At 64.9% G+C, this 13,626-nt stretch carries 12 protein-coding genes; 3 read left to right on the forward strand and 9 right to left on the reverse strand.

Annotated features, from left to right (window positions below):
* Nucleotides 1-3: 3 nt before the first annotated feature.
* The 5 genes from GD628_RS01875 to GD628_RS01895 all read right to left on the reverse strand — a co-directional run bounded on the left by GD628_RS01875 (nucleotide 4) and on the right by GD628_RS01895 (nucleotide 4,768).
* Nucleotides 4-1,422 (reverse strand): hypothetical protein, encoded by a 1,419-nt coding sequence (locus GD628_RS01875; protein WP_152273677.1) that lies wholly within the window; start codon nucleotides 1,420-1,422, stop codon nucleotides 4-6.
* Nucleotides 1,419-1,814: a hypothetical protein gene (locus GD628_RS01880; RefSeq protein WP_091602796.1), complete on the reverse strand. Its 396-nt coding sequence runs from the start codon at nucleotides 1,812-1,814 to the stop codon at nucleotides 1,419-1,421. Before GD628_RS01880 ends, GD628_RS01875 begins: the two co-directional genes overlap by 4 nt.
* A gap of 94 nt (nucleotides 1,815-1,908) precedes the next feature.
* Nucleotides 1,909-3,141: a hypothetical protein gene (locus GD628_RS01885; RefSeq protein ID WP_152273678.1), complete on the reverse strand. Its 1,233-nt coding sequence runs from the start codon at nucleotides 3,139-3,141 to the stop codon at nucleotides 1,909-1,911.
* A complete protein-coding gene (locus GD628_RS01890; protein WP_152273679.1) occupies nucleotides 3,141-3,503 on the reverse strand; it encodes a DUF6507 family protein in 363 nt (120 codons plus the stop codon). The genes GD628_RS01885 and GD628_RS01890 overlap by 1 nt, the downstream gene beginning before the upstream one ends.
* Nucleotides 3,504-3,619: 116 nt before the next feature.
* Entirely contained in the window at nucleotides 3,620-4,768 is a 1,149-nt protein-coding gene (locus GD628_RS01895; protein WP_152273680.1) for a MalY/PatB family protein, read from the reverse strand.
* 107 nt (nucleotides 4,769-4,875) lie between these two features.
* Between GD628_RS01895 and GD628_RS01900 the strand changes: the two genes are divergently transcribed.
* Nucleotides 4,876-6,102, forward strand: a complete 1,227-nt coding sequence (locus tag GD628_RS01900; RefSeq protein ID WP_091602785.1) for a THUMP-like domain-containing protein — start codon at nucleotides 4,876-4,878, stop codon at nucleotides 6,100-6,102.
* Here GD628_RS01900 and GD628_RS01905 read toward each other — a convergent pair.
* Entirely contained in the window at nucleotides 6,099-6,911 is an 813-nt protein-coding gene (locus GD628_RS01905; protein ID WP_091602782.1) for a shikimate 5-dehydrogenase, read from the reverse strand. The genes GD628_RS01900 and GD628_RS01905 overlap by 4 nt on opposite strands.
* Nucleotides 6,912-7,062: 151 nt before the next feature.
* Here GD628_RS01905 and GD628_RS01910 point away from each other — a divergent pair, with 151 nt between their 5' ends.
* Both GD628_RS01910 and GD628_RS01915 read left to right on the forward strand, forming a co-directional pair.
* Nucleotides 7,063-8,211 (forward strand): glutamate--cysteine ligase, encoded by a 1,149-nt coding sequence (locus GD628_RS01910; protein WP_091602779.1) that lies wholly within the window; start codon nucleotides 7,063-7,065, stop codon nucleotides 8,209-8,211.
* A gap of 296 nt (nucleotides 8,212-8,507) precedes the next feature.
* Nucleotides 8,508-10,664, forward strand: coding sequence for an HNH endonuclease (locus GD628_RS01915; protein ID WP_152273681.1), 2,157 nt, complete (start codon nucleotides 8,508-8,510; stop codon nucleotides 10,662-10,664).
* Nucleotides 10,665-11,325: 661 nt separating this feature from the next.
* Here GD628_RS01915 and tsaD read toward each other — a convergent pair.
* The 3 genes from tsaD to tsaB are packed head-to-tail and all read right to left on the reverse strand — an operon-like array spanning nucleotide 11,326 to nucleotide 13,573.
* On the reverse strand, nucleotides 11,326-12,402 hold the full coding sequence (tsaD, locus tag GD628_RS01920) for a tRNA (adenosine(37)-N6)-threonylcarbamoyltransferase complex transferase subunit TsaD (protein ID WP_152273682.1): 1,077 nt from the start codon (nucleotides 12,400-12,402) through the stop codon (nucleotides 11,326-11,328).
* On the reverse strand, nucleotides 12,399-12,878 hold the full coding sequence (gene rimI / locus GD628_RS01925) for a ribosomal protein S18-alanine N-acetyltransferase (protein ID WP_091603752.1): 480 nt from the start codon (nucleotides 12,876-12,878) through the stop codon (nucleotides 12,399-12,401). The genes tsaD and rimI overlap by 4 nt, the downstream gene beginning before the upstream one ends.
* Nucleotides 12,879-12,904: 26 nt before the next feature.
* Nucleotides 12,905-13,573 (reverse strand): tRNA (adenosine(37)-N6)-threonylcarbamoyltransferase complex dimerization subunit type 1 TsaB, encoded by a 669-nt coding sequence (gene tsaB, locus GD628_RS01930; protein WP_152273683.1) that lies wholly within the window; start codon nucleotides 13,571-13,573, stop codon nucleotides 12,905-12,907.
* Between the last annotated feature and the right edge of the window lie 53 nt (nucleotides 13,574-13,626).

Consider the following 13,626-nt stretch of genomic DNA (forward strand, 5'->3'; position numbering starts at 1 on the left):
TGCCTAGCCGTACGCTTCCCAGACCTTGCCTTCCGGGGCTCTGCCGTCTGCCGGCCGGTCATCGAAGCCCGGCAGCTCCGGGATCCAGAGCGGGGTTCCTTCAACGGCAGCGTGGATGAACCGCACGAGAGTGTCCCAGACAGCGGCGGAAGACACCGGCTCCAGCATCAGCAAACCGGCCTCGCCCGGACGTTCGTCCACCGGACCCAGCCGGTAATGGCCGGCCCTTCCTGCGTTCACGAACGCGAACCAGCCGCCTGTCCACTCCTCAACGATCTCCCATTCGGTCCAGGGTTGTTCCCACATGCGCTTGGCCGCCTCTCCCAGGCTTTCCGGGGCTTCTGCCTCCTGGGACTTCATCCTCGCTTCGTACTGGTCCGTCGTCAGGACCACCGGTTCATGCGCAATGCTCCATGCCGGTGAGAAGCCCAGCCAGTCCGCTATCGCTTGAGGGACGGCGTTGGCCTGAAGCACCTGAACTGCCAGGTCATCAGGCCCCGGTACGCGCCCGGACGACGCGGAGAAGCGCGACGGTTCCGCCGTCACCCTGCCGAGGCCGCCGCCTATCCACGCCTGGAGAATGGCGCCCCCTTGTGCGTCGGCCGCTGTGACGCTGAATGCCGCGTCCGAGCTGCGTAACGGTGCCACGAAGTCGGTACCTGCCTGCGTCAGGCTGCTGTCTGCGTCAAGCAAACCTGCATTCTGCAGCACCGCGAGTTCCGGCCCCTTGCGCTGGAACCTTCCCAGGCGGTTCCGTTCCGCCAGGCTGTCCATGAGCTCCAGGGCGGGGATGGGCAGGAGAAGTGGCGGTTCCCGGTACGGCTGGGCTGCTGCAAGCACGGCAAGATCCTCGCGGTCCTCTCCGGCCAGCCGTGTGGCCTGTAGGTCCAGGCGCGGCTCTGTGGGCGCGATGGTGTCCATGAGACTGCGTTCCTGGCTCTCCCCGGCATCACCTCCGGCTTCGATCTTCAAGTCCTTGATCATCTGTTCGAACAGCAGCTTCATTCCGACTAGCTGGTCAGCGGTGTAGCTTGCCGTCGCCTCGCATATCCGGTTGCCCGCTATCCAGAGCCAGTGGTCGACGCAGACCGGGTGCTGATCCATCTGGTGCACGAAGCGCTGTCGCCGGCCGCTGACGGGACCTTCCGGACCGTTCATCGGCCAGGCCTCGTGGGCGATGATGCGGACCTGCTGTGCTGTCTGCATGGTTGAGGCCAGCGCTGCGGTCGCATACCTGGTGAGGGAGATCCCGTTTGCGGGTGCCCATCGCAGGACCATATTGGGGCGGAAGACCCCGAAGGGTACAGGCGGATGTGCCACGGCGATCATGTTTCCGGGGCACTCAGCCAATTCCCAGCCACCCGGGCGGGGAACCCGGAAACCGCGCAGCCGTTCGTGGCTGATGCCGGCAGCATTCGTCACTCTTTCAGCCTCCCGTCCGAATCGTAAAAGTCCTTTACAAACCGGTCTTCCCCGCGGGCCTCGAGTTTGTCTCCTTCTTTCATCCACTTGGGTTGGAGGAACTTGGGCATCCAGTACCAGCCCATGAGACCGATGGCGAGACAGGCGAGAAGAAGCGCACTGTAGGGCATGATCAGCGCATCAATGCCGCTTTCATTCACGAAGTGTTGCGGGGCCATAAGAAGGAGCCACGCCCCTAAGAAGGTGGTGGCCAGTGAAGGTTTTCCCGGCATGAACCTATCCAGGATCAGCAGCCCAACAAACTTCCTTGTATAAACCAGGACACCACCGGTAAAGACGACCAGGCCAAAGGGCAGCATGAACGCGAAGAACGCCCAGTAGTTGGTTTCCATGTTGGACCTCCACGTTCGCTACGCCCGGTCATGCGGTGCCGTCATGCACTCAGGCTTTCTCATCCTGCGCATTCGTATTCCATTTCAGTAAGAGTCAACCGCCAAAGAGTTTGTTCCAACCCGTCGCCAAACTGTTTACGGCGTCCCAGACGCCGTCGGCTGCAACATCTTTCAGTGTGCGGCCGCCCAGGAAATCGAACTCGATAGACGTAACCACGGAGATTCCGATCCCGATTCCGGCGCCAATCAGAGTACCGGCCGGTCCGCCGATTGCGGTACCAATGAGTGCGCCCGTGGCGGCAGCCGTGAGGTCGATGCCCGCCTTGGTGCCGCCCTTGATCCCGCCCTCGATGTTTGCCCGCCGGTCGAGTTCCTCCTTGCTCCACCCCGGGTTCGCCTGCAGCAATTCGTTGTAGGCGTCCTTCCGCTCGTCGGCAACGGTGAATCCCGCTGTAACAGCGGTGAGTACACCGCTGCCACCGATCTTGAGCCCTTTCGCTGCCGAGCCAAGGTCTTTCAACCTGTCCGGCAACACCCAGTTCGATGGATTCGCCCTGACCCGGTTGCGGTACCAGCTCGAATGGTTGTAGAAATCCCTGGAGACTTTCGGGCGAAGGTCAAAACTAAAGACGGCTGTCGGTCTCAGTTCAGTTTTCCAGCGCCCCCTCGCCATGCGCATACGTTGCACTGCAGTTTGGTATGGGCGGAACAACAGCCCGGGCCGCGTATCCCTAAGAGCTGCCTGCCGAACCTGAGTGGCGTTTATGCCTGTGCCTGCTGTCCCATAGAGAACCGTCGCGGGGATACTCGTGGCGGCGTCCAGGAACCAACCGTCACCTCGAAAAGCGGATCGAAGTTTTTCGCTAGTTTGCTCTTCCAGTGCCCGGTACTGGGCGGCCAGCCCCGCCACTTCGGCCGGCAGCAGCAGGTCCGCCGTGGCTGCCGGCCGCGGTGTGTATGCCGGCTCCGCACGGCAGACGGACTCATGTTCTTGCGCAGCGCGCAGGTTTGCGGCTTCCACTCGTTCCAGGAGCGCCGTCCGCCGGATGTGAAGGAAACGAATTCCATCGGCGAATTCCGTCAGCGCCGTGCTGACAGCCTGGGCTGTGTCCGCGAGCATTCCGGCGTTAGGCAACACGTTCCGATACGCACTGATCATCTCGGCAGAGCCGTCCCCGGCGTAGTGCGATCCGAGCTGCCTCCAGGTGTCCCCGGCCCGTTCAACACTCTGGAGATACGCATCCCCGCCCCGTTTCACTGCTGGTGCCGCGCTCTCCACCGCGTCCGGCGAACACCAGCCACGGAGACTGGATGTCTCGATCGGCATCAGCGGGCCCTGTCCAGTTGAGGTTCCCAAAGGATTCCGGCCTGAAGCTCAGCGAGGCTGGACTTCGCTGTTTCGGCCATGTCCTGGTCCGCGCCCCCAAGAATGGACACGGCTTTCCGGACGCCTTCGGCCGCGTTGTGAATGCGTTCCTCCGCGGCCTCTATCTGCAGGCTCATAGTGTCCTGCCAGACCTCGGCGAGCGCCTGCGCCACGGTCCCGGAACCGTCCCCACAGGCGGACTGCGCTGAATCCATGCCTTCCCGCAGAGCGGACAGTGCTGCGTGCCTGGTCTCGTCTTCCTCCACCTGGATGAGGATGGCGGCGCAGCCCTCGGGATTGACGCTGTATCCGTTCAACGGCATGCCGCCTCCTAGTACCCCTCGTACGTCCGTGGGGGAGCCGGCTGCCGCCGACTCGGGAGTCCTCTCCCCGGCGGCTTCGTGCTCCTTTTCCGGAGAGCGTACGGGTTTCCAGGCAGTTAGGATCTGGCTGCGCTCAATCTGTGGATAGCTTCCTCAAGGACCTCCGGTGCGCAGCCAAAGTTCAACCGGACATGCCCTGCCCCGGCCGTCCCGAATTTCAGTCCGGGTTCCAGCGCTACCCGGGCCTTCTCCAGGGCGTACTCCCCCGGGTCCGTCCCCCAGCCCAGTGCACGCATATCCAGCCAGGCCAGATAGCTCGCGTCCGGCATCCGGTATCCCACTCCCGGCAGTTCTGCTGCCAGCAGCTCGCGGAGAAGTTCCCGGTTGGAGGCCAGGACTGCCAGCACGCCGTCGAGCCACTCCTCGCCGTCGGCATATGCGGCCGCTGTACCGTGCAGGCCGAGGATCGAGGTGCGGAAACCTACTTCCTCCGGCATCTCATCCAGCAGCAGCCGGGTTTCAGGGGTTGAGGCGATCATCAGGGCACACTTCGAGCCGGCAATGTTCCACCCCTTGCTGGCCGCTGTCACGCAGACACCATGGGTCCGTGCTTCATCTGACACCGACAGGAAGGGAGTGAAGGTCTCCGGAGAATAGACCAGCGGGGCATGGATTTCGTCGCTGACCACCGTGGCGCCGTACTTCGCAGCGAGGCGGGCGACGGCGTCGAGCGTTTCCTTCGGGTGCACCAGGCCCAGCGGGTTGTGCGGATTGCACAGCAGCAGCGCGCGGGCACCCCCGGAGAAGGCATTCTCGAGTCCGTCCAGGTCCAGGGACCACCCGGCATCGTCCTGCAGCAGCGGTACCTCACGGACCTTGCCGCCCGCCTCCAGCGGAAGATCGAAGAACGGCGGATACACCGGCGGGGTGATGATGACTTCGTCCCCCGGCTCAAGCACCTGCCGGAGAGTTTCCACGATGGCGACGCTCACGTCCGTGGTGGTCCGCACGTCCTCCGGGTCCACTTCCCAGTTCCAGCGCCGCTGCGCGAAGCCCGCGAACGCCGGGCCCACCGGACCGGGCCCGGAAACGTAGCCGACGTCGGACGCTTCGATCCGTTCGATCATCGCGCGGGCCACGGGCGGGGCCAGCGGGTAGTCCATTTCCGCTACGAACATCGGCAGCACGTCGCCGTGATAGGTGCGCCACTTGGCGCTGGTGCGGAGGCGGAGGACATCAAGGGGATCTACAGCCAGCTCAGTCATGGCCCCAAGATACCCGGTCGCGGCCGGGCGCCCAGTGGCAGCGCGGGTGCCAAGCGGCGCCGTCGCCGCCTAACCCGCCCTGTCTCCGAAGAACTAGGCTTGTATCCATGCCCGACACTTCCCTTGCCCATGTCCTGACCCCCGAAGGCTGGGCCCTGCTCAATTCCCTTGGCCCGTATCTGGAGTCCGAGTCCCTGAAACTCAACACCGACCTGCGCAAGGCCGGGCACTCCCCCGAGCTCGTCGCCGCCGTCCTCACCCAGGCGAAGCTGCGGATGAAAGCCCGCGCAAAGTTCGGGCCGTTCGCCGAACACATGCTCTTCACCCCGGCCGGTCTCGAGCAGGCCACTCGGCTGAATGTTGCGGCGCTGCATGCCCAGCGCTACCAGGAAGCGGGCTTGGAAAAGGTAGCCGACCTGGGCTGTGGCATCGGCGCCGACTCGCTGGCCCTGGCCACGCTGGACCGCCAGGTCACCGCCGTCGAGCTTGATGAAATCACTGCAGCCGTGGCAACCATCAACCTGATGCCGTGGCCGGAAGCGAAGGTAGTGCAGGGGGACGCTGAGTCGTTTGACCTGACCGGGATCGACGCCGTGTGGCTGGATCCCGCGCGGCGGACGACGTCGACGTCGGGAACCTCCCGCATCTTCGACCCGGAAGCCTTCTCACCTCCGCTGTCCTTCGTTGAATCCCTCGCCGAGCGCGGTATGCCGGTGGGCGTGAAGCTCGGGCCGGGCATCCCGCACGAGTCGATTCCGGCGAACTGCGAAGTCCAGTGGGTGTCTGTCGGCGGCGACGTTACCGAGGCCACGCTGTGGTTCAACGAGCTGCGCCGCCCCGGTATCCGCCGGGCAGCACTGGTCATTGGTGCCAACGGTGCCGCGGAGCTGACCTCGCACGAGGACTATGTTCCCGGTGCCCAGGACGTGCAGGTCGGTCCGGCGGAGGGCTATCTCTACGAGCCCGACGGCGCGGTCATCCGCGCGGGCCTGGTCGCCGACGTCGCGCGTTCCCTGGGCGGGCATCTGCTGGACCCGCAGATCGCCTACATAGCCGCTCCGGACCGAATGGAGTCGCCGTTCGCACGGGCTTACCGGATCTTGGAGGTTCGGCCCTACAACGTCAAGGCCCTGAAAGCCTGGGTCCGAGCCCAAGGCATCGGGGTCTTGGACATCAAGAAGCGCGGTATGGCCGTGACGCCCGAGGAACTGCGCAAGCAGCTCCTCACCGGATCGGGCAAGGGCCCGAACAAGGCCACCCTGGTCCTCACCCGGATTGGTGAGGACCGCGTGGCTATCGTCGTCGAGCCGGTGCCTTCTGCGGTGGACGGCTAGCTGCGCGAGAACTCGCTGGCTTCGCGCACCTGCTCCGGTGTGGGACGGACCCCGGTGTAGAGGACGAACTGTTCCTCTGCCTGGATCGCGATGACTTCGGCGCCGGTGATGACCTTTTTGCCCGCACCCCGGGCGGCGCGGATCAGCGGCGTTTCAGACGGAAGGGCGACGACGTCGAACACCGTCTCTGCGGCCGCGATGGTTTCGTCGTCGAAGGACTGGACGTCCTCGTCGGCCCCTGCCATGCCCAGGGGCGTCACGTTGATGAGCAGATCAGCGGTTGCCTCACCGGGTTCCGGAGCCCAGTTGAAGCCGTAGAGGTCAGCCAGCGACCGGCCGGTGGCTTCGTTGCGGGCCACGATGGTTACGTCCGCGAAGCCGGCATCACGCAGCGCCGCCGCGACGGCCTTGGCCATTCCGCCGGAGCCGCGCAGCAGCACCGAGCTGGACGCCGGGACCTCGTGGTCTGCCAGCAGCCGCGCGATCGCGAGGTAGTCAGTGTTGTAGGCGGTGAGCACGCCGTCGTCGTTCACGATGGTGTTCACTGAATCGATCGCCGCCGCGGAGGGATCCATACGGTCCACCAGCGCAATGACGTCCTCCTTGTAGGGCATGGAGACGGCGGCGCCGCGGATGGGCAGGCCACGGATCCCTGCTACCGCCTGGGCCAGGTCCGCCGGCGCGAATGCCTTATAGACGTAGTTCAGGCCCAGCTGCTCGTACAGGTAATTGTGGAACCGGGTGCCGATGTTGCTCGGGCGGGCGGCCAGGGAGATGCACAGGGTCATGTCTTTGTTCAGGATCGGCATTGGTCCATTATGGCGTGCGGCGGACGCCGGACGGAGCTTTGGCAGCGGAACTGAAGAGGCCGGTGTCCGGGCTACGATTGAAGTCAGCTCTAAGAACGCAATGGTGCGGTACCGGAGAATCTGACTTTCGCAGCGCACAGCAGGAGACGTATTGGATATTGAGTTCGCAGCTTCACCGCAGTCGACCCTGGGGGTCGAGTGGGAACTGGCGCTGGTCGACCGGGAATCCGGTGAGCTGCTCTCGGTAGCCGACGAAGTCCTGCGGGCGGTGAACGCCAACGATCCCAGCCTCAGCCCGGATGACGAGCACCCGCACATCAAGCAGGAACTGCTGGAGAACACGGTTGAGCTGGTGACCGGAATCTGCACTACCGTGGCCGAAGCCAAAGCTGATTTGGCGCGTTCAATGGCAGCCGTCCGCCGGGTCACGGATGACATGGGTGTGGAGCTGTTTTGCGCCGGGACCCACCCCTTTGCCGCGCCGCGTTCCCAGCCGGTGACGGACAAGGAACGTTATGCCAAGCTCATTGACCGCACCCAGTGGTGGGGCCAGCAGATGCTCATCTACGGTGTCCACGTCCACGTCGGCCTGGATTCACGGGACAAGGCGCTTCCGGTCCTCGACGGCCTGGTGAACTACTTCCCGCATTTCCAGGCGTTGTCAGCGTCATCTCCGTTCTGGTCGGGTGAGGACACGGGGTATGCCTCCCAGCGTGCCCTGATGTTCCAGCAGCTCCCTACGGCCGGGCTGCCGTTCCAGTTTCGTTCCTGGCACGAGTATGAGTCGTACGTGCAGGACATGTTCACCACGGGTGTCATCGATTCGATCAGTGAGATCCGCTGGGATATCCGTCCGGTTCCTGCGCTTGGAACCATCGAGCTGCGTGTCTGCGACGGGCTTTCCACGGCTACGGACATCGGGGCCATCGCTGCGCTGACCCAGTGCCTTGTCGACGAGTTCTCCACCATCCTGGACAATGGCGGAACGATTCCGACCATGCCTCCGTGGCATGTGCAGGAGAACAAATGGCGCGCTGCCCGCTACGGGCTCGATGCCATCATCATTCTCGATGCTGCCGGCAACGAAAAGCTCGTCACCGAACACCTCCTCGAGGACGTTCTTCCGCGTCTTGCTCCGGTTGCCGAGAAGCTTGGCTGCAGTGCCGAACTGGCCGATGTTGCGGGCATCATCGAGCGCGGTGCCGGCTACCAGCGGCAGCGCCGTGTTGCGGAGGCCAACGGTGGCGACCTGCGCGCAGTGGTGCACGACGGCGTCGCGCAGCTTCGCGGCGAGGCCTAGCTGTCATTCCGCTGGGCCTTTCACACCTCCATGGGAGTTACGCCTGGGCTTCCGAGTGCGGCCTGGTGTTTCTTACGCGTTGCGGTCCGTGACCGATGGCGGGGCTGGGAGCCTGGCCGGCTGGGCTGGAGCTAAGCCGTGGTTGGGTGCCCGCTTACCATCTCTCCCCATGTCTGCTAGGCCCCGTAAGTGCTCAGCCGGACGTTTCAAAAGCGGGTAATTTACCGGTAATCCGGTGGTCTGAAAAGGGCCGATTTTGGCCTCGGAATGTCAGTGGCAGCTGAGAGTCTTGGGGTATGAACCGTTCCTCGGACACCCCGTTTTCCCGGTCAGCTGACCGGGAGCAGGACGGTGCTCCGGGTGCGGAACCAGGACGAGATGCTGCCGGTTCCTTTTCCCCGCCCGGTCCCGGACGAGCGGCTGGTCCCGGCGGACCGGATGGCTCGGGCGGTTCGGGCGGTGTGGTCCCCACGGTTTCTGTCTTCCATGCCGAGCCCGGGCAGACAGACACAACCGATCCCGCTCCGCTGCCTGAAGGATTCACCGGACAGCTATCCCTCCGCGGACCCGAAACCCTCGGCTACGACGAAACCGTCTCCACGCTGCAGCGCCTGGGCATACTCATCTCCTGGGCCCAGGCCCAGCAGGCCCGCGTAGCCGCCCGCCTGGAAGTACTCTTCGCCAGGGACATCACCGAGGCATCCGGACGCGAAGAACCAGCACTGGCCATGAGCCTCGCAGCAGCCGAAGCCTCCACCGCCCTGAACATCCCCCACATGACCGCCATGCAGCTCATCAGCGAATCCACCCGGCTCTGCACCGACGCACCCCAGACTCTCGCCCGCCTGGCCGAAGGGAAAATCGCCCTCCAGCACGCCCGCATCATCCTGGACGAAACCCACAACCTCCCCACCGACATCCTCGAAGAACCAGCCACCGGCAACGCCGCCGGCCGCGCTCCCGGTAGTGCTCCCGCACCAGCAGGCCCAGGCGCACCGGGTAACGGGGAACCCGGCCAACTGGACCTCGGACTCGAAAACCCTGATCCGCAACCCGGGCCTCCCAGCGACCACGGATCGAACGAACAGGCTGACGGGGACGGCCCCCGCGATCCCGCGCCCGGAGCCGGGCTCACCGTCCGGGGTGCGTTCGAACGCGACCTGCTCGCGGCAGCCGAGGGAAGGACCGCTGCCGGATTCGGCCGCCGTGCCCGACGGCTGCGGGAATCACGGTTCCCGGACCTGATCCCCGTCCGGCACCGCCAGGCCAAAAACCAACGCCGGGTCATGTTCCAACCCCTGCCAGATGGCATGTCCTGCCTCAGCGCAATCATCGCCGCAGAAAAAGGCCAGGCCATGTTCGCCGCCCTGACTAGTGCAGCGAAAGCCGGCAAACATGCCGGGGACCCCCGCACCATGGACCAGCTCCGCGCGGACACCCTCACCGAACTGCTCCTCGAAAACCAGCCACCAACCGGCATGCGGGAAACCCAGGCAGCGACACCACCCACCGAGGTTTCAAGGACCGCGGCTCCGCCTGCCCAGGGAACACCCCGTGCCAAAGACATGAAAGGAGCACCACTCGTTCCCGGCCCGGCAATGCCGGGCACCCGTCCCGGGTCGGATATCACCGCGAACGAACCAGCTCCCGATCCCGTCCCGGCTCCCACCCCTACCGCCGCCCCGGCCCCCGGTCCGGACGGCAACCCGGACGGCAACCCGGACAGCGGCACGGCGGGCGACCCGGACGGCAACCCTATTAGCGGCCCGGCGGGCAACACCCAACCGGGCAGAAGACCCCGCCGCGCAGAGCGGCACCGCACCCAGAACCGGAACCGGTCAACGGTCCGCACCGAGGTCATGGTCCTCATCAACGCCGACACCCTCGCCGGACTCGACGAGAACCCCGCGGAGCTCAACGGCTACGGACCGATCAGTGCAGAAACAGCGCGGGCCATGATTCTCGACGCCCTGCACTGGACACCCCTGATCCAGGACCCCGCCACCGGGCACATCCTCACCGTCGGACGAACACGGCGGATCCCGGCTGGACTCAAACGCTGGCTCCAGGCACGGGACGGCACCTGCAGGTTCCCCGGCTGCTCCGTGAGCGTCACCCATGCCGAGATCGATCACACCAAGCCCTTCTCCCGCGGCGGGGCAACAGAGCATGCGAACCTGGAACACCTCTGCCCCAAACACCACCGGTTCAAAACCCTCGGCCAATGGACAGCACGCCAACCCGAACCAGGAACCATCGAATGGCACTCACCCACCGGACGAACCTACGCAACCGGTCCGACTCTTGAGTACCAGCACGCGGAGTACCAACAGCCTGAGTCTCAACAGGCTGAGTTACAACCGACCACGCGGGCTCCGGAACAACGGCGTCACCCGCATCCGCCGTCGCCGTCGCCGTCGCCGTCGCCGGAGGATGATCCGCCGCCCTTCTAGCCGGAGACCGTCCGGTAGAAGGCGGTACACGACCGGACGGAGGGACGGAGGGACGGAGGGACGGAGGGACGGATCTCCACGAGGGTGAATGACAGGGAACTGGGTACCAGCCGGTTGTAACTCGGGTCCGAGATGTTTGTCTACGTGGGATCCCTGTTCGACGGGAGTCAGTCCGGTGCCGGTCCTGCGCACCCTCCGGAAGCGCGGCCAGGGTGTAGCCCGGAAGACGGCCCGGCCAGCGACCGGCCATGCCGAGGCGGCGCCTAAATGAGCTGGCGGCTGCGTGAGCCCTGTCCTGGCCGGCCATGCCTGCCCGGCGACTGTGCTTACCCGGTCGCCCAACCGGTGGCGGGGTGAGCCGGGTCGCGGAGCTGGCGGCTGCGTGAGCCCTGTCCTGCCCGGCCATGCCTGCCCGGCGACTGTGCTTACCCGGTCGCCCAACCGGTGGCGGGGTGAGCCGGGTCGCGGAGACGGCTGCGTGAGACGGCGGCTGCGCGTACCCGGTCACCTAACCAGCGGCTAAATGAGCCCGGTCCCCCGAACCGGCGCCTAACCGATCCAGCGGCTAAATGGGCCCGGTCCCCCGACCCGGCGGCTGCGTGAGCCCCCTCACCAAACCGGCGCCTAACCGAGCCGCGGCTGGGGTCTAGCCCCTACCCTGCTACGCAGCAGGAAGCTGAATGCTGGTCACAGGCTGGGAAGGATCCGGGGTGAAATCCACACCGGAAGGTTCGCCGCCAGCCATGACGATCTGCGAACCCAGGGCAGCAACCATTGCACCGTTATCGGTACACAGACGGATGGGAGGCACCCGAAGCGAAATTCCGGCAGCAGCACAACGCTCGGCAGTCAGCTCACGAAGCCGGGAATTCGCAGCAACACCGCCACCCAGCAGAAGGTTCGTAATCCCCTGCTCAGTACAGGCGAGAACAGCCTTGGACGTAATGACATCCACCACCGCCTCCTGGAAGGACGCAGCAATATCCTCAACAGGAAGCTCCTGCCCGGCAGCCTCATACTGCTCCACACACCGGGCAACAGCAGTCTTCAAACCGGAAAAGGACCAGTCATACCGGTGCGGACCCGGAGCCTCGGCCGTACCCATGTACTTCGGCTGGGTCAGTCCGCGGGGGAACCGGATAGCCTTCGGGTTCCCCTGGCGGGCAAGCCTGTCGATTGCCGGGCCACCGGGATACCCAAGACCCAGAATCCGGGCAACCTTGTCATACGCCTCACCGGCAGCATCATCAATGGTGGACCCAAGCAGCTGGACATCCGCTGTCAGGGACCCGACACGAAGAATCTCTGTATGCCCGCCCGAAACAAGCAGGGCACCAAGGTTTTCCGGAAGCTTGCCGCCATCGAGAACACCAACACCCACATGGGCCACCAGATGGTTGATCGCATACAGCGGTTTGCCCGTAGCCACAGCCAGGGCCTTAGCAGCGCAAACACCAACCATCAAGGCACCGGCAAGGCCGGGGCCGGAGGTGACAGCAATCGCATCGATGTCCTCCAGCGTTACACCGGCCTCATCCAGGGCCTGGCGCAGGGTCGGAACAAAAGCGTCCAGATGCGCACGCGAGGCGATCTCCGGAATGACACCGCCAAAACGGACATGCTCCTCCATCGAGGAGGACACGGCATTGGTCAGCAGCGTGTCGCCGCGGACAATACCGACACCGGTTTCATCGCAAGAGGATTCGATGCCAAGCACCAGTGGTTCGGTGCGGTTCATTGGACGTCCTTCACAGGGTTGGATTCGCGCACCGGAGCACCTTCCCAGGTGGAAAGCTCCAGACGCATAATCAAGGCATCCGCTCCGTCCCGGTAGTACCTCGGACGGACGTGGATCTGTTCAAAGCCAAACCAGCGGTAAAGCCGCTGCGCCCGGGGATTGTCAGCACGCACTTCGAGAAGCACGTCATCTGCACCCCGCTGCTTCGCCTCATCCACAAGAGTGGCAAGCAGCCTGGACCCTGTACCGGCACCCTCATGGGCTGAGTCGACGGCAATGGTCTGCACATCCGCGATGGGCAGTACGCACATCAGCCCGGCATACCCAATCACCGCGCCGTCAGGATCCTCGGCAACATAGTACGAACGGGTATCGCGCTGTCGCAGTTCGTCGTAGAACATCTCGGTGGGCCACGCATCAACCGGGAACATCGCCTTTTCCAGCGCATCCACTGCCGGGATATCGTCCTCGGTCATCGCCCGGATCACGGAAGGCTGCCCGATCACAGCGCCCGCTTCCGGGGACCGGGCACCTTGGCATCGGATTCGCGAAGATAGAGCGGCAGGTCCGGAAGCAGCTCCAGTCCCCGGACCAAACGCACGACGGCGGTGCGTCCCAGCGCTTCAGCCGTCGGCTGGGCTGCGGCAAAGTCCTGCACCGTGCGCAGCTCCTCCGGATACAGTCCTGCACCTGCACCATAGGCCGGCACGTCCGGAACCTCAGACGGGACAGAAACATGCGGCCCGTCGAGGAGTTCGGCGGTGCCGCCGGTACTGCGGTAGCGCGCCCAGTAAACCTCTTTGCGCCGGGCATCCGTAGCCACAACGAACTCATCCACTCCGGCGCGCCACGCGTCCAGGGCAGCGTCCACTGCAATGGCGTCCAGGCTCATGACGCCGTGCAGCGGCTTGTTCCAGGCGAAAGCAAGGGTGCGCGCGGTGGCTATGCCCGACCGCAGGCCGGTAAACGGGCCGGGGCCCACACCCGTGACGATCGCATCGACCTGATTCCCGGAGACACCGGCGTCGCTGAGGATCCTCTGGATACCCGGCGCCAGAACCTCGGCATGGGACCTGGTGTCCTCGGTGGCGAAGGACGCGAGCGTTTCACCCTCACCGTTGAGAAGTGCCGCACTGGCTATGGCAGAGGTGTCGATGGCGAGGATAAGCACGGTGTTCAGTTTACGCCGTCGCCCGCGGCTCACGTGCGGAAGGGCAGCGGCCG

The organism is Arthrobacter koreensis, assembly GCF_009193255.1.
GTDB classification, from domain to species: domain Bacteria; phylum Actinomycetota; class Actinomycetes; order Actinomycetales; family Micrococcaceae; genus Arthrobacter_B; species Arthrobacter_B koreensis.